Here is a 23,407-nt window from a genome sequence, read left to right as displayed (position 1 = left end):
GTGGTGCGGCCCTCCTTCGTACGTAAGCCCCTTGTCTCAGTCCTTGTCCAGTCGGATCGACGTCTGGCCCTGCTTCACCGTCGCGCCGGGCGCCGCCGCCTCCACCAGGTAGGTGCCGGGCTTGGCCTTGCCGGGCGGCGGTGTGGCGCACTGCGGGGCGCTCTGCGTGAGGTCCCAGGTGACGGTCCGCGTGACCGTCCCGCCCGCGGGCACCTTCAGCAGCAGCTGGCTGATCCTGGGGCAGTCCTTCGAGGACCAGATCTCGTCGCTCTCGGAGTCGGTGACGGTCAGCACCACGGACTTCGGCCCGAGGTCCGCCTTGCAGTCCTTGCTCGACCCGTTGGTGGCCACGATCTTGAACGAGGGCTTCTCGCCGGGCTCGTAGGCGACCTTCCGGCTCTCCAGCTTCAACGTCAGCGCGCTCGCCACGCAGTTGGGGAGGCTCGATCCGACCGGCACCTGCTCGCCCGTACTGCTGCCGCCCGCGCCGTCACCGCCGCCGCTCGCCGCGCCGCCGGAGCCTGCGGAGCCGCCCGAGCCCGCGGAACCGCCCGTACCGCCGCTGCCGGTGTCACCACTGCCGCCGCCGTCGGCGCCCGCGTCCGTACCGCCCTGGTCGCCGCCGCCGCTCCCGCCGGTCTCGCCCGACTCGTCGCGCCCGCCGGGCTGTTCACTGATCGCGGGTCCGGAACTCGACGGTCCGGGGGTGATCGAGGGGGCGGGCGCGTCGCCGTTCGCGCCGTCGTCGCGCTTCTTTCCGCCGTCGTCACCACCGGATGTGACGACCCATACGACGAGCAACGCGAGCAGCGCGATCAGAGTCGCCGCTACTGCCCTCCGTCGCCAGTAGATGGAGGAGGGAAGCGGCCCGACCGGATTGCGCATAGATCCCACGGCGCAACTCTACGAGAGTTCAGGACCAACTCCCGCCCCACATGCCGCTCGTCTCGCAAGTTTTACGGATCATCATCACGCTACGGCCACCCGTGTGACCCCACTTGCCACTTTCGTCAGGGGTTCGGCCGCCGATGGCGAGGTGCGTGAGACGGAGTGAGGAAGGTACGGTCCGTGACCATGGACCCCTCCGTCACCAGCGGCCTTTACCGCGACATTACTGATCTCGCCGCCCAGTCGCCTTCCTGGGTGCGGCACTTCGTCGAGATAGGGACGGAGGCCGTGATCGTGATCCTCGGGTTTCTGTTCCTCGTCAGCTGGTGGCGGACCCGGTCCGCGGACTCACGCGCCATGGCCGTGGCGGTAGTTGGGCCGCTGGCGACCGCCGTCGCGTACGTGGGCAGCGAACTGTTCAAGAGCGCCGTGCAGGAGGAGCGGCCGTGCCGCGCGGTCGCGGGCGCGGCCGCGTCGCTGGCGACCTGCCCGCCGGTCGGCGACTGGTCGTTCCCCAGCAACCACTCGACCATCGCCGCGGCCGCCGCGGTGGCGCTCGCCATCGCCTGGCGGGCGATCGCGTTCCTGACGATCCCGCTGGCGATCTTCGCGGCCTTCTCACGAGTCTTCGTCGGCGTGCACTATCCGCACGACGTGGCGGTGGGGCTGCTGCTCGGCGGGCTCGTCGCGACGCTCGTCGTCCTGGCGCTGACGCGACCCGCGCGGGCGCTGATCGACACGATGCGGACGAGCCGTACGGGTGTGGTGGTCTGGTTCGCGGGACGTGGACCGGCCTCCCCGCAGCCGGCCTTCCCGCAGTCGGCGGGCACGGGGCCGATCCACGGATCGGAGCACGGGGCGGTCCACGGATCGGTCCACGGCGCCGGACCCGCACCTGAGCCGGCGAACGGGGCGGGGCATGGGGCGGGGCACGGATCGCTCTCGGCCCGCGTCGCGGAGTCCCGCCGCCTCCGCCGGGAGAAGCGCCGCCACAGCTCGCGCCTCTGAGCAAGCGCGATCAGCGGGCGATCTGCGCGCGATCCACGCGCGGTTCGCCTCGGCCGGCCGCGTACGGCTCCCAACGCGCCCCCTTCACGCCCCCGGCACCCCCCTGCGACGCCCGGCGCACAGCGGCCGGCTGCACCACCCCCACCCCGGAACGTGCCAGGATCGGTACTGCCATGACTGCGACTTCTGCGACTACGGCGCCGGCTACCGACCCGGCCGCCCTCCACGACCCCGTCATCGCGTGGTTCGACGCGCACGCCCGCGACCTGCCCTGGCGCCGCCCCGACACGGGCGCCTGGGGTGTGATGGTCAGCGAGTTCATGCTCCAGCAGACCCCGGTCGCCCGGGTGCTCCCGGTGTACGAACAGTGGCTCGCGCGCTGGCCGCGCCCGGCCGACCTGGCCGCCGAGGCGCCCGGCGAAGCGGTACGCGCCTGGGGCAGACTCGGCTATCCGCGCCGAGCGCTGCGGCTGCACGGGGCGGCCCTGGCGATAACGGAGCGGTTCGGCGGCGACGTACCGCGCGAGCACGGCCAGTTGCTCGCGCTGCCCGGCATCGGCGAGTACACGGCGGCGGCCGTGGCCTCGTTCGCGTACGGACAACGGCACGCCGTCCTCGACACGAACGTGCGCCGGGTCTTCGCGCGCGCCGCCGCCGGCATCCAGTACCCGCCGAACGCGACGACGGCCGCCGAGCGCAAGCTGGCCCGCGCGCTGCTGCCCGTGGACGAGCCGACGGCGGCCCGCTGGGCCGCCGCCTCCATGGAACTCGGCGCGCTCGTGTGCACCTCGAAGAACGAGGACTGCGCGCGCTGCCCGATCGCCTCGAAGTGCGCCTGGCGGCTGGCCGGCAAACCGGCGCACCAGGGTCCGGCCCGGCGCGGCCAGACGTACGCGGGCACGGACCGCCAGGTGCGGGGCAAGCTGCTCGCCGTACTGCGCGAGGCGGTGGCGCCCGTACCGCTCGCGGTGCTCGACGCCGTGTGGGAGGAGCCGGTGCAGCGGGCGCGGGCACTGGACGGGCTGGTGGCCGACGGGCTGGTCGAGCCGATGGCCGACGACCTGTACCGGCTGCCGCTGAGCTGACCGCGCCGCCCGACCCGCCCCGACCTCGTACGACTTGGTCCGTACGACCCGCACCACCCGCACCAGCCGCACCACCCGCTCCTTGTCGGCCGGCCCCTCCGGGCCGGCCGTTCGTCTGCGCCCGGCAGGCCTGCCCCGTCGCTTCGCCCGCCGCTTCCCCGCCACTACGCCCGTTGCTCGTTCGTCCGTTCCGTCCCCGCCGTTACACAACCGATGGATGTCCGTGCGCCCGCCGAGGGCTGGCGCGCACGGCCTCGTGACAACGCCTCCGTAATTTCTGAGACGTAAGCGAAGACCACAGCAACGCGGTACACGGTGCAGTTCACGGGGTGGGAGGCGGTTGGCATGGCGCACGGCGAGGTGCTCGAATTCGAGGAGTACGTACGCACCCGGCAGGAGGCTCTGCTGCGGAGTGCCCGGCGGCTGGTCCCCGACCCCGTCGACGCCCAGGACCTGCTCCAGACCGCCCTGGCCCGTACGTACGGCCGCTGGGACGGCATCGCCGACAAGTCGCTCGCCGACGCCTATCTGCGCCGCGTCATGATCAACACCCGTACGGAGTGGTGGCGTGCGCGCAAGCTCGAAGAGGTGCCGACCGAGCAGTTGCCCGAGCCCTGCGTCGAGGACGGCGCCGAGCAGCGCGCCAACCGCGCCCTGCTCATCGACATCCTCGGGGTCCTGGCGCCGAAGCAGCGCAGCGTCGTCGTACTGCGGCACTGGGAGCAGATGAGTACGGAGGAGACGGCGGCGGCGCTCGGCATGTCTACCGGTACGGTGAAGAGCACGCTGCACCGGGCGCTCGCCAAACTCCGCGAGGAGCTGGAGGCCCGGGAGCTGAGGCGCCGCGACGCGGAGCGCCGGGCGCCGGGGAACCGGCGGCCCGAGCCCCGCACACCGCGCGCCCATGCTCCGGAGCGTGCGGATTATCGTCGCGACGGACGGGGGCAGGAGCGGTGCGCGGCCTGAAGCGCGACGGAGACAGTACGCCTGCCCCGAGAACGACCGGCCGTCGGACACCGGCGGCCCGGAGCACCAACGGCACGTCGCCGGCCGACGACGGCACAACACCCGGCCGCATCCGGAAGCGGGTGACCCTGTCGGCGACGACCGCCACCGGCGGTGTGGCGCTGGCCGCGCTCCTCGCCTTCGCCGTGTTCGCCATCGGCTGCTCCACGAGCACGACCGGCACCAGGGACGAGGGCGCCGCCGTCGTCGCCACCGCCGAGCCCGTCTCGCCCCCGACCTCCGAGCCGTCGGCCCTGCCCGCCCGTGACATCGACCCGGTGGCCCTGCTCCGGCGGGACCCCAAGGTGAGCGGGCAGGTCAAGGCCGACCTCAAGCCGTGCTCCGAGGACGCCTACCCGGTGGACACCTCGTACGGGAATCTGACCGGCGCCGCCGCGCCGGACGTGGTGGTCAACGTGATGACGTGCGACGACGCCGTGGGTCTGGGGACGTACGTCTACCGCGAGTCCGACCAGAACCACCGGTACGAGAACGTCTTCGTCGCCGAGGAACCCGCCGTGTACGCGACCATCGACCGTGGTGAGCTGGTGGTGACCCGCCAGGTGTACGCGAAGGGCGACCCCGTGGAGTATCCGTCCGGCGAGGACGTCGTGACCTACACCTGGGCCGACACGAAGTTCACCGAGCGCTACCGGGTGCGCAACAACTACAGCGGAGCGGTCGGCAACGGCCCCGTGGACGCCCCCGCGCCGTCCGCGCCGAGCGAGAACTGACTGAGAGAGCTGAGAGCTGCCGGATGGTGGAGACCCATGTCCTGTTCGTCGAGGACGACGACGTCATCCGCGAGGCCACCCAACTCGCGCTGGAGCGCGACGGCTTCGTGGTGACGGCCATGCCGGACGGCCTCTCCGGACTGGAGGCGTTCCGGGCCGACCGGCCGGACATCGCGCTGCTCGACGTGATGGTGCCGGGCCTCGACGGGGTCAGTCTCTGCCGCCGGATCAGGGACGAGTCGACCGTCCCCGTGATCATGCTGTCGGCGCGCGCCGACTCGATCGACGTGGTGCTCGGCCTGGAGGCGGGGGCCGACGACTACGTGACCAAGCCCTTCGACGGCGCGGTGCTGGTCGCGCGGATCCGCGCCGTACTGCGCCGCTTCGGGCACGCGGGCGGGCCCGCCGGGGAGCGCGGCGGACAGGAGGCGGAGGAGCCCGGCGCGCGGTCCTTCGGCGATCTGGAGATCGACACGGAGGGCATGGAAGTACGCAAAGGGGGTGAGCCGGTGGCGCTGACGCCGACCGAGATGCGGCTGCTGATCGAGTTCTCGGCCGCGCCCGGCACCGTCCTGTCCCGTGACAAGCTGCTCGAACGCGTCTGGGACTACGGCTGGGGCGGTGACACGCGAGTGGTGGACGTCCATGTGCAGCGGCTGCGCGCGAAGATCGGACAGGACCGGATCGAGACGGTCCGCGGCTTCGGCTACAAACTCAAGGCATGAAACGGTTCGCCCTGCGCACCGGCGTCCGGTGGAAGATCAGCATCGCGATCGCCGCGGTCGGCGCCCTCACCGCGATGGCGCTCAGCCTTGTCGTGCACAACGCCGCTCAGCTCTCGATGCTGGACAACGCCCGCGAGGTGCAGCTGGAGCGGCTGCTGTTCGCGCAGCGCATGTACGACTCGACGCACGAGCTGAAGTTCGGTACGAAGCTGAACGACCCCGCGCTCCCCGACGACCTGCGGGAGAAGGTGCAGGAGGGCAGGCGTGCCACTTTCGTGCGTGACTCGGCGGACGGCACGCCCGACGTCTGGGCGGCCGTACCGGTGGAGAGCGGTGTGCTCTCCCTGAGCAGCAAGTTCGCCGACCGCTCCGCGACGATCATGAAGGATCTCGACCGGGCGCTGCTGATCGGCTCGGTCTGTGTGGTCGTCGGCGGCTGTGCGCTGGGTGTGCTGATCGGCGGGCAGCTCTCGCGCCGGCTGCGCAAGGCGGCGGCGGCCGCGGGCAAGGTCGCGCAGGGCAATACGGACGTGCGTGTACGGGAGGCGGTCGGCGGAGTCGTACGGGACGAGACCGACGAGCTGGCCCGCGCGGTCGACGCCCTGACGGACGCGCTGAACGAACGCATCGAGGCGGAGCGCCGGGTCACCGCCGACATCGCCCACGAGCTGCGTACGCCCGTGACGGGCCTGCTGACGGCGGCCGAGCTGCTGCCGCCCGGCCGCCCCACCGAGCTGGTGAGGGACCGGGCACAGGCCATGCGGACGCTGGTCGAGGACGTCCTCGAAGTCGCCAGGCTCGACAGCGCGTCGGAACGCGCCGAGCTGCAGGAGGTCGCGCTCGGCGAGTTCGTCAGCAGACGGGTGGCCCTGCTCGATCCCGATGTGCGGATCCATGTCGTGCACGACTCGTGGGTGAGCACCGATCCGCGCCGGCTGGAGCGCATCCTCGGCAACCTGCTGGCCAACGCGGCCAAGCACGGCGGCACACCGGTGGAGGTGACCGTCGAGGGCCGGGTGGTGCGCGTACGCGACCACGGTCCGGGCTTCCCCGACGCGCTGCTGCGCGACGGGCCGAGCCGGTTTCGTACGGGCGCGAGCGACCGCGCGGGGCACGGCCACGGTCTGGGCCTGACCATCGCCGCCGGTCAGGCGCGCGTCCTGGGGGCGCGGCTGACCTTCCGCAACGCGGCGCCGGAGAGCCTGACGCCCGGCCCGGACGAGACGGGCGGCGCGATCGCGGTCCTGTGGCTTCCCGAGCACGCCCCGACGACGACCGGCAGCTTCCCGATGATCAAGTTCCCGGACTGACGGCGCGCCGACGCCGGGACGGGCGGGGACGGACGGGACCGGCGGGGACGGCCGACCGTCGCGGCGAGGGTCAGGACGCCCATTCCTTCTCCAGGTCGAGGTCACCCTCCTTGGTCTGGGTGAACGAGAACCAGTTCCCCGAGTCGTCGCGGAAGATCGCCTCCGTGCCGTACGGACGCTCCTGCGGCTCCTGGAGGAACTCCACGCCCTTGGCCTTCAGCTTCTCGTAGTCCCCGTGGATGTCGTCGGTGGCGAGCACGCCCGCGCCGAGCATGCCCTTGCTGACGAGCGTCCTGATCGCGGCCGCGGACTCCTCGTCCGCCGCGGGCCCGCCCGGCAGCATCAGGGTCAGCACCACATCGGGCTGGTCCTTGGCGCCGACCGTCAGCCAGCGCATGCCGCCCTCGCCGAGAGTCATGTCCGTGCGGACCTCAAGGCCCAGCTTGTCGACGTAGAACTCCTTCGCCCGTTCCTGGTCGAGCACCCAGACGGTGGAGATCGCGAGACCCTTGATCATGACGTGCTCCTCGGAGAGATGTGCCGTACGCGGCCCACTCGTGGGGCCCGTGCTTGCGCTTCCACCGTAGACACGGGCGCCGTCAGCGGGCTTCTCCAGAATTGCGGTCCTCACCGGGCAGGTCAGGGGCGGTAGCGCCGCTGTTCCGGGGCGGGAAGCCACCGGCCCACAGCATCGCGAAGCACCCCGGTATGAGCGCGGCCCCGCGCCCCGCGTGCTTGGCGCGGTACGCGCTCGGGGTCATGCCGGTCTGCTCCTTGAAGCGCTTCGAGAAGGTGCCGAGGCTACTGAAGCCGACGAGGACGCAGATCTCGGTGACGGTCAGATTCGCCGAGCGCAGCAGCTCCTCGGCGCGCTCTATGCGTCTGCGGGACAGATAGCGGCCGGGCGTCTGCCCGTACACCGCCTTGAACGCCCGCACGAAGTGGTAGCGCGAATACCCGGCGTGGGAGGCCACCGCGTCCAGGTCGAGAGGGCCGGCCCAGTCTCGATCCATCGCGTCCTTGGCGAGACGCAGCTGCCGCAGGTGCGTGAGAGGCACCTGCGGCGGCGGCTGATCTGCTTGCGTACTGTCCACGTCTTCGATGCTGGCACGCCCCACTGACAACGGCCCCCCGCCGTCCACAGCACGCCGGACACCGGCCACGGACGCTCTAGGCGTGCGCGTCGGCCTTCTCGGGACCGGCGCCCCGCAGCGGGACCTCCTTGACGAAGAACGCCGCAACGAAGGCGATCACCGCGACCGAACCGGCCAGCAGGAAGGCCACGTGCGTACCGGACGACACCGCGATCTGGTACGCCTCGCGCGCCGCGTCGGGCAGCTTGGCCAGACTCGCCGCGTCGAGCTGCGCGGACTGCTGCGTCACCGCGTCACCACCGCGCGCCGTCATCTCCTCCTCCACCTTGCTGGTGAACAGCGCGCCCATGATGGCGACGCCGAAGGAGCTGCCGAGCGTACGGAAGAGGGTGGTCGAGGACGAGGCGACGCCCATGTCCTTCGCCTCGGCGCTGTTCTGCGCCACGAGCATGGTGATCTGCATCAGGAAGCCCATACCGGCACCGAGGACGGCCATGTAGAGGCCGGAGGTGACCCGGGAGGTCCCGACGTCCATCTGCGCGAGCAGGAAGAGACCGGTGACCATCAGGGCGCTGCCCACGATGGGGAAGATCTTGTACTTGCCGGTGTTGGTGGTGACCCGGCCCGCGAACAGCGAGACGACCATCATCGACAGCAGCATCGGCAGGAGCAACAGACCGGAGTTGGTCGCCGAGGCGCCCTGGACGGACTGCTGGTAGAGCGGCAGGAACAGGACGGCTCCGAACATGACGAAGCCGGTCAGGAAGCCGATGACCTGCATGAGGGTGAAGTTGCGGTTGCGGAAGATGTGCAGCGGCAGGATCGGCTCGGCCGCCTTGGTCTGTACGTACACGAACGAGACGAGGGTGACGACGCCGATGGCGATCAGCTCCATGATCACCGCGGAGCTCCAGGCGTACTCCGTACCGCCCCAGGTGGTCACCAGCACGATCGAGGTGATGCCGACCGTCAGCAGGGCGGCCCCGAGATAGTCGACCTTGTTCTTGGTCCGCTCCACGGCGGGCAGGTGCAGCACGGTCACGATCATCGCGAGGGCGACGGCGCCGAGCGGCAGGTTGATGTAGAAGCTCCAGCGCCAGCCGAGGTGGTCGGTGATGGTGCCGCCGACCAGCGGTCCGCCGATCATGGCGAGGGCCATCACGCCGGCCATCATGCCCTGGTACTTGCCCCGCTCACGGGGCGGGATGAGGTCACCGATGATCGCCATGACGCCGACCATGAGGCCGCCGGCGCCCAGGCCCTGGATGGCGCGGAAGCCGATGAGCTGGCCCATGTCCTGGGCCATGCCGCTGAGCGCGGAGCCGATCAGGAATATGACGATGGAGAGCAGGAAGATCTTCTTCCGCCCGTACATGTCGCCGACCTTCCCCCAGATCGGGGTCGACGCGGCGGTGGCGAGGGTGTACGCGGTGACCACCCAGGACAGGTGCTCCAGCCCGCCCAGCTCGCCGACGATGGTCGGCATCGCGGTGCCGACGATCATGTTGTCCAGCATGGCGAGCAGCATCGCGATCATGAGCGCGAGCAGCACCACCCGCACGCTTCGCGGTTGTGGCTCCGCCTTCTTCTTCTGTTCCGGCCCCGCTGCCGTGTCGAGCGACATGGCCCCCACTCCCCTGTTTCCTGGTCTGATTCCTGGTTCCGTATCACTACTTACTTGCCGACCGGCAAGTAAGTACACTGGGGAAAGTAGACCTGCCACTAGCCGGTCGTCAAGTAAGTACTTTTTTCGGGAGAGCAGCCATGGGCAGCACAGCGCAGCCGCGTCGGGGAGACACCCGCCAGCGCATCCAGGACGTCGCGCTGGAACTCTTCGTCGAGCAGGGGTACGAGAAGACCTCGCTGCGCGAGATCGCCGAGCACCTGGACGTCACCAAGGCCGCGCTCTACTACCACTTCAAGACCAAGGAAGACATCGTGGTCAGCCTCTTCCAGGACCTGGCCCGGCCGATAGACGAACTGATGGCCTGGGGCGAGGCGCAGCCGTCGACCCTGGAAGTGAAGAAGGAGATCCTGCGCCGCTACAGCGACTCGCTCGCGGCCGCCGCGCCTCTGTTCCGCTTCATGCAGGAGAACCAGGCGACGATGCGCGACCTGAGCGTGGGAGAGACCTTCAAGAGCCGCATGCACGGGCTGATGGAACTGCTCCAGCAGCCCGACGGCACGATGACCGACCGCGTGCGCTGCTTCGCCGCGATCTTCACGATGCACGCGGGCCTGTTCGCGCTCAGGGACGTCGAAGGCGACCCCGAGGAGAAGCAGGAAGCCATCCTCGAGGTCGCCACCGATCTGATGGTGCGGTCTCAGGGGGTCACAGAGTGACGTCGGCGGAGCGCAGGAAGCTCACCGGGTTGATCGCACTGCCGTAGTTGGGGGTCGTACGGATCTCGAAGTGCAGGTGCGGGCCGCTCGAATTGCCGGTGTTGCCGGAGAGCGCGATGCTCTGGCCCTTGTCGACCTTCTGGCCGATGTGCACCTTCACCTTGGACAGGTGCGCGTACTGCGAGTACTTCGCACTCGGGCCGGTGCCGTGCTTGATGACTATCGCGTTGCCGTACGCGGGACCGTCACCGGCGCCGTTGGGTCCGGCCTTCACGACGGTGCCCGCGTGGGCGGACTTCACGTTCGTGCCCACGGGGACGGCGAAGTCCTGGCCCGAGTGCTTGCTGGCCCACATACCGCCGCCGCGGCCGTAGGTGGCGCTCAGCGTGTACTTGGAGACCGGCTTGACCCAGGTGGGGTTGATCTTCTTGGCCTTCTTGTCCTTGTCGGCGGCCTTGACGGCGCTCGCCTTCTCGGTCTGGGCCTGCTTGTCGACGGCCGCGGTGGCCGACGCTCGGGGGGCGCCGGCGTCGCCGCTGCTGTTCGCGGCGAACGCGACGCCCGCACCCAGCGCCGTCGTCACTCCGAGTCCGGCGGCCAGGACGGCGGCACGGGTACGGAGCGTGGACTGGCGGGGCGTGGTGCGCTGCGACATTGAGAAACCTCCGGGCATCAATGGACCCGGCACTCAGGCACCGGGCGGGCTTGCCTCCCCTTGGTAACCCGACCGCCCATCACACCCCAAACCACCCATCTACGACATACGGTCGTAGCCGCCGCACCGGCAAGTTGACCCCTTGACGACCCGCAGCATCCCTCCAGCTCGATCCGAAATGCCCGAATTAGATACTGTTTCTTCGCACATCAGGCGGGCGCGCATCCGATGGGCGACCGGGCCGCCGCCCCCTCACGAGGCCTCGGGACCAAGGTCCCGAGGCCGACCTTTCCGAAGGTCCCACCGGAATCACCCGCTTCACCACTATTCCTGGTCGTAGGCCGGGAAACGGGTGTGCGGCTTGTCACGACGGCGGCCGCCCCGAGGGCCGGGGAGGGTGTCGGCCGGGGAGCGAACAGAGGCCCGGAGAGGGCCGGACGGAAGCCGCCGCGGGGCATGGCAAAGGGGTGGCCCGGGACCAGTTACGGTCCCGGGCCACCCCTTCGGACTGGGCTCAGCCTCGCCTCAGCCTTGGTTCAGCGTCGGCTCACGCTTCCTTCGTCAGGTTCGGACCGGCGCCGCCGCCGGCCGCCTGCTCGATCGGCGGGACGTCGGGCAGTGCCGACTTCTCCTCGCCGCGGAAGCTGAACTTCTTCTCCTCGCCCTCGCCCTCGGTGTCCACGACCACGATGTGACCGGGGCGCAGCTCACCGAAGAGGATCTTCTCGGAGAGGATGTCCTCGATCTCGCGCTGGATCGTCCGGCGCAGCGGCCGGGCGCCCAGAACGGGGTCGTAACCCTTCTTGGCGAGCAGCGCCTTGGCGTTCGGGCTGAGCTCAAGGCCCATGTCCCGGTCCTTCAGGCGCTCGTCCACCTTGTCCACCATGAGGTCGACGATCTGGATGATGTCTTCCTCGGTGAGCTGGTGGAAGACGACCGTGTCGTCCACACGGTTGAGGAACTCGGGCCGGAAGTGCTGCTTGAGCTCTTCGTTGACCTTGTTCTTCATCCGCTCGTAGTTGGACTTGGTGTCGCCCTGGGCGGCGAAGCCCAGGTTGAACCCCTTGGAGATGTCCCTGGTCCCGAGGTTGGTCGTCATGATGATGACCGTGTTCTTGAAGTCCACGACCCGGCCCTGGGAGTCGGTCAGCCGACCGTCCTCCAGGATCTGCAGAAGGGAATTGAAGATATCGGGGTGGGCCTTCTCGACCTCGTCGAAGAGGACGACGGAGAACGGCTTCCGGCGCACCTTCTCGGTGAGCTGGCCGCCCTCTTCGTACCCCACGTATCCGGGGGGAGAACCGAAGAGACGCGAAACCGTGTGCTTCTCGCTGAACTCCGACATGTCGAGGGAGATCAGTGCGTCCTCGTCGCCGAAGAGGAATTCGGCGAGCGTCTTGGACAGCTCCGTCTTACCGACTCCGGAGGGGCCGGCGAAGATGAACGAGCCACCGGGACGCTTGGGGTCCTTCAGACCCGCCCGCGTACGCCGGATGGCCTGGGAGAGCGCCTTGATGGCGTCCTTCTGGCCGATGACGCGCTTGTGGAGCTCGTCCTCCATACGGAGCAGCCGCGAGGACTCCTCCTCGGTGAGCTTGAAGACCGGGATGCCCGTGGCGGTCGCCAGGACCTCGGCGATCAGCTCCTCGTCCACCTCGGCGACGACGTCCATGTCGCCGGCCTTCCACTCCTTCTCCCGCTTGGTCTTCGCGGCCAGCAGCTGCTTCTCCTTGTCACGGAGCGAAGCTGCCTTCTCGAAGTCCTGGGAGTCGATGGCCGACTCCTTGTCGCGGCGGACGTTCGCGATCTTCTCGTCGAACTCGCGGAGGTCCGGCGGAGCGGTCATCCGGCGGATGCGCATCCGTGAGCCGGCCTCGTCGATCAGGTCGATCGCCTTGTCCGGCAGGAAGCGGTCCGAGATGTAGCGGTCGGCGAGCGTCGCGGCTGCGACCAGCGCGGAGTCCGTGATGGACACGCGGTGGTGCGCCTCGTAACGGTCCCGCAGGCCCTTGAGGATCTCGATGGTGTGCGGCAGCGACGGCTCGGCCACCTGGATCGGCTGGAAGCGGCGCTCCAGCGCGGCGTCCTTCTCCAGGTGCTTGCGGTACTCGTCGAGCGTCGTCGCACCGATGGTCTGGAGTTCCCCACGGGCGAGCATGGGCTTCAGGATCGAAGCCGCGTCGATCGCGCCCTCGGCGGCGCCCGCACCCACGAGGGTGTGGAGCTCGTCGATGAACAGGATGATGTCGCCGCGGGTGCGGATCTCCTTGAGGACCTTCTTCAGGCGCTCCTCGAAGTCACCTCGGTAGCGGGAGCCCGCGACCAGGGCGCCGAGGTCCAGGGTGTAGAGGTGCTTGTCCTTGAGGGTCTCGGGCACCTCGCCCTTGACGATGGCCTGGGCCAGTCCCTCGACGACCGCCGTCTTGCCGACGCCGGGCTCGCCGATGAGGACCGGGTTGTTCTTCGTACGGCGGGACAGCACCTGCATGACCCGCTCGATCTCCTTCTCGCGCCCGATGACCGGGTCGAGCTTGGACTCACGAGCTGCCTGGGTGAGATTCCTGCCGAACTGGTCCAGGACGAGGGAGGTCGAGGGCGTGCCCTCGGCCGGGCCGCCGGCGGTGGCGGCCTCCTTGCCCTGGTAGCCGGAGAGCAGCTGGATGACCTGCTGCCGCACCCGGTTGAGATCGGCGCCCAGCTTCACGAGGACCTGGGCGGCGACGCCCTCGCCCTCGCGGATCAGGCCGAGCAGGATGTGCTCGGTGCCGATGTAGTTGTGGCCGAGCTGAAGGGCCTCGCGGAGCGACAGCTCCAGGACCTTCTTGGCACGGGGCGTGAAGGGGATGTGGCCGGACGGAGCCTGCTGGCCCTGCCCGATGATCTCCTCCACCTGCTGGCGGACCGCCTCGAGCGAAATCCCGAGGCTCTCCAGGGCCTTAGCGGCGACACCCTCACCCTCGTGGATAAGGCCCAGGAGGATGTGCTCGGTGCCGATGTAGTTGTGGTTGAGCATCCGGGCTTCTTCCTGAGCCAGGACGACAACCCGCCGCGCGCGGTCGGTGAACCTCTCGAACATCGTTAATCGCTCCTCAGAGCGGTCAGGCAGTAAAGGGGTCGGTCCCCTCCCTGTCCTTCCGCAGCTTAGTCCCGCAAGCGGGGACCGCTCATTCCAACTGCCGACATCCGCCGTGATCACCCCGCCGTCGGCGGCGAACTTTCCTCACGAACAGCCGACACCTGCTCCAACCTGATGGTGCGAGACGATGTTCCCGCAGGCCAGACAGATACCCCCGCTATCGGTACGCCGATGGCGAACGTGAGACGTCCGGGACCGCGTGTCGCCCCTCCCCACTAGGAATGTCTTACCCGTAAGCACCGACAGTCCATGCGGCGCACCCCGGTTCGCTCCGCTACGGGCGAACACCCTTGCACTCCCGAATGCTTCCGTACGCCCCTGCGGCGAACACATAGAGCGAGCATGCATCGACAGTGCGTAACTCAATGCCAGGGCGGGGAGTTGGTCCGTGCATGGCTCTCCCCGTTCCGTCACCCCGCGCGCCGCTGCCGCTCGAAGGCGGCAGCGCCTTCTGGTACGAGCACGAGCTGGGCTGGGCCACGGTCGCGGGACCACCCGTCGCGCTGCTGACCGGGCTCCGCTTCGACGTACTCGAACTGCCGGCCGACGCGGGCGCCGCGCTGCTGCGGCGGATCGACGCGAGCGGGACCGGGCCGGTGGCGCTCGCCGAGGGCCGGATGCGGCTGCTGGTGGCCGCGGGCGGCGCGGACGAACTGCCGGGGCTGCTCGACTGGCTGGAGTGGGGCGGCATCGCGCTCGATCTGACCGCCGTCGGTGCCGACGGCCGGATGACCGCTCCGGAGCCGCCGGGAAGGCCGAGAGGCCCGACAGGGATTCCGCCGAAAGGCGGGAAGGCCGGCGGTCGTCCGGGGGCGGAGCAGGGGGCCGCCATGTGGCTGCGGCCCCCCGAGCCGGGACGCGAGGTGGAACCGACGCTGCCGGCTCTCACTCATTTCGGACACGGGCCCGGAGGCAGTGCCGGACTCGGGGACAGGGGTGGGGGTGTCCCCGATCTCGTTCGACTCGTGGACACGGCGGCGACGGAGTGCCACCGGGCCCGATTGCTTCGTGGAGAATCGACGGGTACGAAATCTCAGCCGTTGGCCTTCTCGTAGGCTTCGCGGATCTCGGCCGGAACGCGACCGCGATCGTTGACGCTGTAGCCGTTCTCCTTGGCCCACTTGCGAATTTCCGCGGTGTCCTTGTTCCCACCCGCGGCGGCGCGGCCCTTGCCACGGCCACCGGCGGCGCGGCCACCGGTACGACGGCCACTCTTGGTGTACGGGTCGAGCAGCCCACGCAGCTTGTCGGCATTCGCGTTCGTGAGGTCGATCTCGTAGGTCTTGCCGTCCAGCGCGAACGTGACGGTCTCGTCAGCCTCGCCACCGTCGAGGTCGTCAACAAGAAGGACCTGAACCTTCTGTGCCACCGGTTTTCCTTTCATCGAAAATGCAGTACGCCGAAAGGAAACCGCTTTTCTCAGGAAAACACAAACCCCCGGCAGAGGTTCTGTAGCACAAGAACACGGGAAACGTGCGCGATTCGGACATAGGGTTCCGGGTTCTTCCGCCACTCACAGGTGCAGAAGCATCCGGCTGTTACCCAAGGTGTTCGGCTTCACCCGTTCGAGACCGAGGAACTCGGCGACACCCTCGTCATAGGAACGCAGCAGCTCGCTGTAGACATCTCCGTCGACAGGAGTCTCACCGATCTCCACGAAGCCGTGCTTGATGAAGAAGTCGACTTCGAAGGTCAGACAGAATACGCGCCGCACACCGAGCCACCGGGCGGTCTGCAGCAACTTGTCGAGCACATGGCGTCCGACGCCGTCGCCCCGGAAGCGTGGATCCACCGCGAGAGTGCGCACTTCGGCGAGGTCTTCCCACATCACATGAAGTGCGCCGCAGCCGACGACCGTCGCGTCGTCGTCGCGTTCGGCGACCCAGAACTCCTGGATGTCCTCGTAAAGCGTCACCGTCGCTTTGTCGAGCAGGATGCCTTCGCTCACGTACGGGTCGACGAGACGACGGACCGCGGACACATCGCTCGTCCTGGCCCGCCGGACGGTGATGGCATTTGTCGCGGCTTTCGGATCCCCAGAGGACATGACTGGACGCTATCGCCCCGCGGGATGCTCTCGGTCGGCGCCCTCGGACGGGACTTCGCCCGGCACTTCGGGCGGCACTTCGGACTGCGATCCGGGCGGTACTTCGGGGGTCGCTTCCGGCGGGGCTTCCGGCGCCGTCTCCGGCGCGGCCTCGGGGATCACTTCCGGCCGGTCGGTGCGCACCATACGCACCGCGTCCTCCAGGGCGTCGCGCTGCGTCGCCGACATCATCCCGAAGAAGGCGACAAGAGCGGCCGCCGGGTTGTCGCTCTTCGACCAGGCTTCGTTCATCAGCGCGGCCGCGTAGGCGGCGCGGGTGGAGACCGCCGTATATCTATAGGCGCGGCCGTCGACTTCCCTGCGTACCCAGCCCTTCTGATGGAGATTGTCCATTACGGTCATCACGGTCGTGTAGGCGATGGACCGTTCCCGCTGAAGGTCTTCGAGGACTTCCCGGACGGTGACCGGACGGTTCCATTGCCAGACGCGACTCATGACGGCGTCTTCCAGATCTCCCAATTGGCGGGGCACATCGTCACCATAGTGCGAGATGTCTGAATGGCCGGTTATTGACGTTACAAAAAGGACGTACGACCTGGCGGAAGTCGTACGTCCTGATCTACGACCGTGCGGCCGTCAGGCGCCGGAAGGGCTGCCGCCCTGCTGCTCGACAGCCTCCGCGCGGGCGAGCGCGGCGTCCACGGCCGCGTCCTCCTTCGCCTTGTTGTCCCCGCCCTGGCTCTTGACGATCGTCACGACCAGACCGATGAAGAAAGCGGCCATCACCACGGGCGGCACGAGAGCGGATACGTAGTCCATGGCTCAAGAGTAGCTATCCGGCGGCGCGTCGCTCCTGCGGGGGCGCGGGCTTACGGCGTGGCGGGAAGACCTCCGACGGTTTGGGCATCGGGCGCTCGGTGGCGGGGCGGCCGGGGGCCGCCGGGCGACGCGGCGGCGCGGGCTGCTTCCCCGGCTCCTTTCCCGGCTCCTCCTTGGGAGGCTCCGGGTCGGCCGCGGCGCGGCCGCCCTGGAGCGCGAGCAGCCGGGTACGGGGCGCGGGGGCGGCGGGCGACCGGCCCGCGAGCCGGGCCCGTACGGAGTTCTCGGCGATCCGCTGACAGCGGTCGAGCAGCGCGGCGGCGACGGGTGCGGCGCGCAGGGTGCGCAGAGCCATGAGGTCCTCCGGGCGGGGGTCGTACCCGGCTGCCAGGGCGTCCTGGAGAAGCTCCAGATAGCCGGCGGCCGAGCCGGGAAGCGCAGCGCGGTAGCGGGCGAGGTCGGCGAGAAGGAAGGCGCGCAGCCGACCGGCCTCGCGGACCGCCTCGTCCACGGACTCGGCGAGGCGCAGGCAGGCCTGGACGTCCTCGTCGGGGAGGGGAGCGGGGTGGAGGGCGACGGCGAGGGCGCCTCGGAGCACACGCAACTCGTCTGCGCCGAACGCCATGCCGCCGCGGGATCCGTAGGGCGTGGGCATGAGGTGACGATACTCACGAACCGCACAAAATCTTCTAAACGCGACAGGTGCGGCGCGGCGGGGTGTCGGGCTCCTCGACCTGCCGCGACCTGGCACGACCTTGGCCGTCTCGTTCGCCTCGTTCGCCGGACGGGCCGCTGTGGGGCCGTCCGGCGAACGAGGGCGTACCGGTCGGGGCCTACATGCGCGAGACGTTCCGCTCGTACACCAGTCGTAGTCCGATCAGCGTCAGCCACGGCTCGTGCTCGTCGATGACCGACGCCTCGCCGAGGATGATCGGCGCCAGGCCGCCCGTCGCGATCACGGTCACCTCGCCCGGGTCCTCCGCCAGCTCGCGTGCCATCCGGGTCACGACCCCGTCGACCTGGCCGGCGAATCCGTACACGATGCCCGACTGCATCGCCTCGACCGTGTTCTTGCCGATGACGCTGCGCGGCCTCGCCAGCTCGATCTTGCGCAGCTGGGCTCCCTTGATGCCGAGCGCCTCCACGGAGATCTCGATGCCGGGCGCGATGACCCCGCCCGTGTACTCCCCGCGCGCGCTGACCGCGTCGAACGTCGTGGCCGTGCCGAAGTCCACGACGACCGCGGGACCGCCGTACAGCTCGACGGCGGCGACCGAGTTGATGATCCGGTCGGCGCCGACCTCCTTGGGGTTGTCCACCAGGATCGGTACACCGGTCTTGATGCCCGGCTCGACCAGGACGGCGGGGACGTCTCCGTAGTAGCGGCGGGTCACCTCGCGCAGCTCGTGCAGGACGGACGGCACGGTGGAGCAGATCGCGATGCCCTCGATGCCGTCGCCCAGTTCGTCGCCGAGCAGCGGATGCATCCCCATCAGTCCCTGAAGGAGAACGGCGAGTTCGTCGGCCGTACGGCGCGAGTCCGTGGAAACGCGCCAGTGCTCGACGATCTCCTCGCCGTCGAAGAGACCGAGGACGGTGTGGGTGTTGCCGACGTCGATGGTGAGCAGCATCAGACACCCGCCTCGCGCAGGTCGAGGCCGATGTCGAGGATCGGGGCGGAGTGCGTGAGGGCGCCGACGGCGAGATAGTCGACGCCGGTGTCGGCGTACGCGCGGGCGTTCTCCAGGGAGAGCGTGCCGGACGATTCCAGCAGGGCCCGGCCGGCGACGAGCGCGACGGCCTCCGCGGTCTCGGCCGGGGTGAAGTTGTCCAGCAGGATCAGGTCGGCGCCCGCGTCGAGAACCTCACGGACCTGCTGGAGCGTGTCGGTCTCCACCTCGATCGCCAGGTCGGGGAACTGGTCCCGTACGGCCTTGAAGGCCTCCGCGACCCCGCCGGCGGCCACCACGTGGTTGTCCTTGACGAGCGCGGCGTCGGAGAGCGACATCCGGTGGTTGACACCGCCGCCGCAGCGCACCGCGTACTTCTCCAGGGCACGCAGGCCCGGGGTCGTCTTACGGGTGTCACGGACCTTCGCGCCGGTGCCTTCGAGCGCGTCGGCCCACGCGCGCGTGGCGGTCGCGATGCCGGAGAGCCTGCACAGGAGGTTCAGCGCGCTGCGCTCGCCGGTGAGCAGGTCACGGGTGCGGGTGGTGACGCTGAGGAGCTTCTGGCCGGCCTCGACGCGGTCGCCGTCCTCGACGTGCCTCTCGACCTCGAAGTCCTCCGTACAGACGAGGGACAGGACGGCCTCGGCGACACGCAGTCCGGCGACCGTGCCGTTCCTGCGGGCCGTGAAGTCGCCGGTGGCGACGGCGTCGGCGGGGACGGTCGCGACGCTGGTCACGTCCACGCCGTGGTCGAGGTCCTCGCCGATGGCGACGTGGGCGATGTCCTCGACCTGGACGGGGTCGAGTCCGGCGTCGGCCAGCAGAGCGGCGAGCGCGGGGTCGAGACCGCACTCCAGGGAGTCCTCGCCGTCGGCACAGCCGCAGCCGTCGCCGCAGCCCCCGGCGGCGGACGCCGGGGCGCCGATCTGGATGAGCGGTACGTCCACGGCCTCGGGGCGTGGACTGTCTTCGGGCGTGCTCACGGTGACGGCTCCCTGGGGACGGGGGGATCTACGGGGTGTACGGCGGGAAATGCGGGGGTGTCGGTCCGGCCCAGCTCCAGGGCGCGGCCCGTGCCGAGGCGTACGACGAGGTGGCGGCGCCAGTCGGTTTCGTTCCGCTCGGGAAAGTCCTCGCGCCAGTGGCAGCCGCGGGTCTCCTCGCGCTCCAGGGCGGCGGCCACCAGGACGCGGGCGACGCACAGGAGGTTGGAGGTCTCCCACGACTCGACGCCCGGCTGGGCGGGCTTTCCGGGGTCCGTAGGACGCAGCGCGTCCTGGTACACCGCCTCCAGGGCCTCGGCGGCCACGCCCAGGCTCGTGGCGGACCTGAGGACGCTCGCACCTTCGGACATGATCCGCTGGATCGTGCGGCGGGCCTCGGGCGCGATGAGCGGCAGGAGGGCGGTGGAGTCGGCCGACGCGCGGGCGCCGGCCGCGCTCCGGGAGACGGGGCGGGGGTCCGCCGCGACCACGGCGATGTCCGCCGCGATGCGCTCGGCGAACACCAGCCCTTCGAGAAGGGAGTTGGACGCCAGCCGGTTCGCGCCGTGCACGCCCGTGCAGGCCACCTCGCCGCACGCGTACAGGCCCGGCACGGTGGTGCGGCCGCGCAGGTCCGTGACGACGCCGCCGGAGGCGTAGTGCGCGGCGGGCGCGACCGGGATCGGCTCGGTGACCGGGTCGATGCCGTGCGACCGGCAGGCGGCGAGGATCGTGGGGAAGCGGGTGGCCCACATCTCCGCGCCGAAGTGCCTGGCGTCCAGATACATGTGCTCGGCGCCCTGCTCCCGCATGCGGCGCATGATGCCCTTGGCGACGATGTCGCGGGGCGCCAGCTCGGCGAGTTCGTGCTGGTCGAGCATGAAGCGGACCCCGTCGGCGTCCACGAGATGGGCGCCCTCGCCCCGTACCGCCTCGGAGACCAGCGGCTGCTGGCCCTCCGAACCGGCGCCGAGGAAGAGCACCGTCGGGTGGAACTGCACGAATTCGAGGTCGGAGACCTCCGCGCCGGCCCGCAGCGCGAGGGCCACGCCGTCGCCGGTCGAGACGGCGGGGTTGGTCGTCGCCGAGAAGACCTGGCCCATACCGCCGGTGGCCAGGACGACGGCGGGGGCGCGGACGGCGCCGACGCCGTCGTGCTGGCCCTCGCCCATCACATGGAGGGTGACGCCGGAGGTGTTGCCGTCCTCATCCGTAAGGAGATCGAGCACCAGCGCGTTCTCGATCGTACGGAGGGAGGCGTCGCGCACCGCGTCCACCAGGGCGCGGGAGACCTCCGCGCCGGTCGCGTCGCCGCCCGCGTGGGCGATACGGCGGCGGTGGTGGCCTCCCTCGCGGGTCAGCTGGAGATCGCCCGTCGCGGAGGTGTCGAACCGCGCGCCGGTCCCGATCAGACGGCGTACGGCGTCCGGCCCCTCGGTGACCAGGGTGCGTACGGCCTCCTCGTCGCAGAGGCCCGCGCCCGCGACGAGGGTGTCGCTGAGGTGCTGCTCGGGGGTGTCGCCCTCGCCGAGGGCGGCGGCGATGCCGCCCTGCGCCCAGCGGGTGGAGCCGTCGTCGAGGCGGGCCTTGGTGACGACGACCGTCCTGAGCCCGGCCGCCGTGCAGCGCAGTGCCGCGGTGAGCCCGGCGACACCGGAGCCGACGACGACCACGTCGGCGTCGATGGCCCAGCCGGGCACGGGCGCGGTGAGCTGGATGCCGGCCGGCTGGCCCGGGCTCGACTCCCGTGCGGACTCGGCGGTCACTGGGCGGCTCCGAACGTCAGGGGGATGTTGTCGATCAGTCGCGTCGTGCCGACCCGTGCGGCCACGGCGAGAACCGCATCGCCGGTGTGGTCGTCGGGGACCTCGGTGAAGTCGGCGGGGTCCACGAGCGCGAGGTAGTCGAGCATGAAGGACTGGTTGTCCCTGACCGCCTGGTCGAGGACGACACGGGCCGCCGACCGTACGGCGTGGGCGCCGCAGCCGGGCGCCTGCGGCGTACGCGACGCCGCGTGCGCCACGGCGTGGGTGTCGGCGGCGGCGCGGGCCTCGCCCAGCGCCGAGAGGGCGGCCGCGCGGGCCTTGGACGTGGGCGCGGACTCCGCGCGGGCGCGCAGCGCGTGCTGGGCGCCGAGGCGGTCCCGCGCGGCGAACAGGGCGCGGGAGAGCGCGAGCGCGGTCCGGCGTTCGGCGGTGGAGAGGAAACGGTTGCGGCTGGACAGCGCGAGACCGTCGTCCTCCCGGACCGTGGGCACACCGACGATCTCGACGGGGAAGTTCAGATCGCGGGTCATCCGCCGGATCAGCCCGAGCTGCTGGGCGTCCTTCTGTCCGTAGAAGGCGACGTCGGGGCGGGTGAGGTGCAGCAGCTTCGCGACGACGGTGAGCATGCCGTCGAAGTGGCCCGGCCGCGCGGCGCCTTCGAGGCGCTCCCCCATGGGTCCGGCGGAGATCCGTACCTGGGGGGCGCCGCCCGGGTACACCTCGTCGGTGGACGGCGCGAACACTGCGTCGGCGCCTGCCGCCTCGGCCGTCTTCAGGTCCGATTCGAGGGTCCGGGGGTAGCGGTCGAGGTCTTCGCCCGCGCCGAACTGGAGCGGGTTGACGAAGACGGTGACGACGACGAAGCCGGCCGGGCCGACGTGCGCGCGGGCGGCCCGTACGAGCGCGGCGTGGCCGTCGTGAAGGGCGCCCATCGTCATGACGACGGCGGTGCGCGGGGCGGGTGTCTTCTCCCGTACGGCTGGCTTCTCCCGTACGGCTGTCCGCGCGTCGCCGTGCCGGGCGAGCAGCCCGTCCAGCTCCGCGCGCGTGGAGGCCAGTTCGAGGCTCATCGGTCGTCGCTCCCCCGGGGGTGGTCGCCGTCGGCGAGAACGTCCAGCAGGTCCTCGGCCAGCGCCGGCTTGAGCAGGCCGTGGGCGAGTGCCCGGTCGGCCGTCGTACGGGCCATCGCCAGATAGCCGGGCACGGCGGCGGGCGCGTGCTCGCGCAGCTCGGCGACATGCGCGGCGACGGTGCCCGCGTCGCCGCGCGCCACGGGGCCGGTGAGCGCGGCGTCGCCGGAGCGCAGCGCGTTGTCGAGGGCGGCGCCGAGGAGCGGGCCGAGCATTCTGTCCGGGGCCTCGACCCCGGCCTTGCTCAGCAGCTCCATGGACTGGGCGACCAGCGTGACCAGGTGGTTCGCACCGAGCGCCAGAGCCGCGTGGTAGAGCGGGCGGGCGTCCTCCTCGATCCACTCGGGCTCGCCGCCCATCTCGATGACCAACGCCTCGGCGGCCAGGCGCAGTTCCTCGGGCGCCGTGACCCCGAAGGAGCAGCCCGCCAGCCGCTGGACGTCCACGGAGGTGCCCGTGAACGTCATCGCGGGGTGGAGCGCGAGCGGCAGCGCGCCCGCGTGCAGGGCGGGCGACAGCACCTTCGTGCCGTACCGACCCGACGTGTGGACCAGCAGCTGTCCCGGACGAACGGCTCCGGTCTCGGCGAGCCCTTCGACCAGACCGGGCAGCGCGTCGTCCGGGACGGTCAGCAGCACCAGTTCGGCGCGGGCGAGCACTTCGGCGGGCGTCACGAGGGGCACGTCGGGAAGGAGGACGGCCGCCCTCCGTACGGAAGCGTCCGAGACGCCCGAGGCGGCCACCGGGCGGTGGCCGGCGAGCTGGAGAGCGGCGGCCAGCGTCGGTCCGACGCGGCCGGAACCGACGACTCCGACCGTGAGCCGGGCGGGCCTGTCCCTCGGGTCACGAGGATCGGTGGGGAGTGCTGATGCGTTCACGCGGTGGGGCCTTCCGTTCCAGTCCGCGACGGGTACCGGACGATTTCTCGCCATGCTACGCCAGCGTTTCGTGGCATTCCCCGACTGTCCACAGGCTGTGGGCGGCCCCGGCAAAAGCGCTGGGCGGGGCG

The 23,407-nt window shown here is 70.4% G+C and carries 23 protein-coding genes and 1 pseudogene; 8 read left to right on the top strand and 16 right to left on the bottom strand.

The window, feature by feature from the left end:
* Positions 1-36: 36 nt before the first annotated feature.
* Positions 37-894 carry a hypothetical protein gene (locus tag ACFT9I_RS32405; RefSeq protein WP_382570180.1) on the bottom strand — a complete coding sequence of 286 codons (858 nt, stop codon included), beginning with the start codon at positions 892-894 and terminating at the stop codon, positions 37-39.
* 180 nt (positions 895-1,074) lie between these two features.
* Here ACFT9I_RS32405 and ACFT9I_RS32400 point away from each other — a divergent pair.
* The 6 genes and pseudogenes from ACFT9I_RS32400 to cseC form a co-directional block, all read left to right on the top strand.
* Positions 1,075-1,680 (top strand): annotated as a pseudogene (locus ACFT9I_RS32400) (phosphatase PAP2 family protein); the annotation flags it as partial.
* 389 nt (positions 1,681-2,069) lie between these two features.
* Positions 2,070-2,981: an A/G-specific adenine glycosylase gene (locus ACFT9I_RS32395; RefSeq protein ID WP_382570179.1), complete on the top strand. Its 912-nt coding sequence runs from the start codon at positions 2,070-2,072 to the stop codon at positions 2,979-2,981.
* A gap of 345 nt (positions 2,982-3,326) precedes the next feature.
* Positions 3,327-3,947 (top strand): SigE family RNA polymerase sigma factor, encoded by a 621-nt coding sequence (locus tag ACFT9I_RS32390; protein ID WP_382570178.1) that lies wholly within the window; start codon positions 3,327-3,329, stop codon positions 3,945-3,947.
* A gap of 122 nt (positions 3,948-4,069) precedes the next feature.
* Positions 4,070-4,720 carry a hypothetical protein gene (locus ACFT9I_RS32385; protein WP_382570177.1) on the top strand — a complete coding sequence of 217 codons (651 nt, stop codon included), beginning with the start codon at positions 4,070-4,072 and terminating at the stop codon, positions 4,718-4,720.
* A 23-nt stretch (positions 4,721-4,743) separates the two neighbouring features.
* On the top strand, positions 4,744-5,445 hold the full coding sequence (gene cseB / locus ACFT9I_RS32380) for a two-component system response regulator CseB (RefSeq protein ID WP_382570176.1): 702 nt from the start codon (positions 4,744-4,746) through the stop codon (positions 5,443-5,445).
* Positions 5,442-6,755 carry a two-component system sensor histidine kinase CseC gene (gene cseC / locus ACFT9I_RS32375; protein WP_382570174.1) on the top strand — a complete coding sequence of 438 codons (1,314 nt, stop codon included), beginning with the start codon at positions 5,442-5,444 and terminating at the stop codon, positions 6,753-6,755. Before cseB ends, cseC begins: the two co-directional genes overlap by 4 nt.
* A gap of 70 nt (positions 6,756-6,825) precedes the next feature.
* Here the strand turns inward: cseC and ACFT9I_RS32370 are convergent, their stop codons facing one another.
* The 3 genes from ACFT9I_RS32370 to ACFT9I_RS32360 all read right to left on the bottom strand — a co-directional run bounded on the left by ACFT9I_RS32370 (position 6,826) and on the right by ACFT9I_RS32360 (position 9,473).
* Positions 6,826-7,272, bottom strand: coding sequence for a VOC family protein (locus ACFT9I_RS32370; protein WP_382570172.1), 447 nt, complete (start codon positions 7,270-7,272; stop codon positions 6,826-6,828).
* An 82-nt stretch (positions 7,273-7,354) separates the two neighbouring features.
* Complete coding sequence (locus ACFT9I_RS32365) at positions 7,355-7,768, bottom strand: helix-turn-helix transcriptional regulator (RefSeq protein WP_382570188.1); 414 nt, start codon at positions 7,766-7,768, stop codon at positions 7,355-7,357.
* A gap of 157 nt (positions 7,769-7,925) precedes the next feature.
* The gene (locus ACFT9I_RS32360; RefSeq protein ID WP_382570170.1) at positions 7,926-9,473 is read right to left on the bottom strand and encodes an MDR family MFS transporter; all 1,548 of its coding nucleotides are present in this window, start codon (positions 9,471-9,473) and stop codon (positions 7,926-7,928) included.
* Positions 9,474-9,613: 140 nt separating this feature from the next.
* Between ACFT9I_RS32360 and ACFT9I_RS32355 the strand changes: the two genes are divergently transcribed.
* On the top strand, positions 9,614-10,192 hold the full coding sequence (locus ACFT9I_RS32355; protein WP_382570168.1) for a TetR/AcrR family transcriptional regulator: 579 nt from the start codon (positions 9,614-9,616) through the stop codon (positions 10,190-10,192).
* Here the strand turns inward: ACFT9I_RS32355 and ACFT9I_RS32350 are convergent.
* Both ACFT9I_RS32350 and ACFT9I_RS32345 read right to left on the bottom strand, forming a co-directional pair.
* The gene (locus ACFT9I_RS32350) at positions 10,182-10,847 is read right to left on the bottom strand and encodes a M23 family metallopeptidase (protein WP_382570166.1); all 666 of its coding nucleotides are present in this window, start codon (positions 10,845-10,847) and stop codon (positions 10,182-10,184) included. The two genes, ACFT9I_RS32355 and ACFT9I_RS32350, sit on opposite strands and share 11 nt — an antisense overlap.
* Positions 10,848-11,394: 547 nt before the next feature.
* Entirely contained in the window at positions 11,395-13,923 is a 2,529-nt protein-coding gene (locus ACFT9I_RS32345) for an ATP-dependent Clp protease ATP-binding subunit (protein WP_382570164.1), read from the bottom strand.
* A gap of 452 nt (positions 13,924-14,375) precedes the next feature.
* Between ACFT9I_RS32345 and ACFT9I_RS32340 the strand changes: the two genes are divergently transcribed.
* Positions 14,376-15,038 carry an SCO3374 family protein gene (locus ACFT9I_RS32340; protein ID WP_382570162.1) on the top strand — a complete coding sequence of 221 codons (663 nt, stop codon included), beginning with the start codon at positions 14,376-14,378 and terminating at the stop codon, positions 15,036-15,038.
* Here ACFT9I_RS32340 and ACFT9I_RS32335 read toward each other — a convergent pair.
* The 10 genes from ACFT9I_RS32335 to ACFT9I_RS32290 form a co-directional block, all read right to left on the bottom strand.
* Entirely contained in the window at positions 15,017-15,352 is a 336-nt protein-coding gene (locus ACFT9I_RS32335; RefSeq protein ID WP_023539576.1) for an Lsr2 family protein, read from the bottom strand. The genes ACFT9I_RS32340 and ACFT9I_RS32335 overlap by 22 nt on opposite strands.
* Positions 15,353-15,496: 144 nt before the next feature.
* Positions 15,497-16,030, bottom strand: coding sequence for an amino-acid N-acetyltransferase (locus tag ACFT9I_RS32330; RefSeq protein WP_382570160.1), 534 nt, complete (start codon positions 16,028-16,030; stop codon positions 15,497-15,499).
* A 9-nt stretch (positions 16,031-16,039) separates the two neighbouring features.
* Positions 16,040-16,561 carry a BlaI/MecI/CopY family transcriptional regulator gene (locus ACFT9I_RS32325; RefSeq protein ID WP_382570158.1) on the bottom strand — a complete coding sequence of 174 codons (522 nt, stop codon included), beginning with the start codon at positions 16,559-16,561 and terminating at the stop codon, positions 16,040-16,042.
* Between the two features lie 105 nt (positions 16,562-16,666).
* Positions 16,667-16,849 (bottom strand): hypothetical protein, encoded by a 183-nt coding sequence (locus ACFT9I_RS32320; protein ID WP_382570156.1) that lies wholly within the window; start codon positions 16,847-16,849, stop codon positions 16,667-16,669.
* A gap of 13 nt (positions 16,850-16,862) precedes the next feature.
* Positions 16,863-17,474, bottom strand: a complete 612-nt coding sequence (locus ACFT9I_RS32315; RefSeq protein WP_382570186.1) for a hypothetical protein — start codon at positions 17,472-17,474, stop codon at positions 16,863-16,865.
* 208 nt (positions 17,475-17,682) lie between these two features.
* Positions 17,683-18,480, bottom strand: a complete 798-nt coding sequence (locus ACFT9I_RS32310) for a type III pantothenate kinase (RefSeq protein ID WP_382570155.1) — start codon at positions 18,478-18,480, stop codon at positions 17,683-17,685.
* Entirely contained in the window at positions 18,480-19,502 is a 1,023-nt protein-coding gene (nadC, locus tag ACFT9I_RS32305; RefSeq protein WP_382570153.1) for a carboxylating nicotinate-nucleotide diphosphorylase, read from the bottom strand. Before nadC ends, ACFT9I_RS32310 begins: the two co-directional genes overlap by 1 nt.
* Positions 19,499-21,268 (bottom strand): L-aspartate oxidase, encoded by a 1,770-nt coding sequence (locus ACFT9I_RS32300; protein WP_382570151.1) that lies wholly within the window; start codon positions 21,266-21,268, stop codon positions 19,499-19,501. The genes nadC and ACFT9I_RS32300 overlap by 4 nt, the downstream gene beginning before the upstream one ends.
* On the bottom strand, positions 21,265-22,338 hold the full coding sequence (gene panC, locus ACFT9I_RS32295; protein WP_382570149.1) for a pantoate--beta-alanine ligase: 1,074 nt from the start codon (positions 22,336-22,338) through the stop codon (positions 21,265-21,267). Before panC ends, ACFT9I_RS32300 begins: the two co-directional genes overlap by 4 nt.
* On the bottom strand, positions 22,335-23,276 hold the full coding sequence (locus tag ACFT9I_RS32290; RefSeq protein WP_382570147.1) for a Rossmann-like and DUF2520 domain-containing protein: 942 nt from the start codon (positions 23,274-23,276) through the stop codon (positions 22,335-22,337). The genes panC and ACFT9I_RS32290 overlap by 4 nt, the downstream gene beginning before the upstream one ends.
* Between the last annotated feature and the right edge of the window lie 131 nt (positions 23,277-23,407).

The sequence above is a fragment of the Streptomyces sp. NPDC057137 genome (genome assembly GCF_042670825.1).
Classification (GTDB): domain Bacteria; phylum Actinomycetota; class Actinomycetes; order Streptomycetales; family Streptomycetaceae; genus Streptomyces.
Note: the sequence above shows the minus strand (reverse complement) of the source record. Positions and strands in the feature narration are given on the sequence as shown.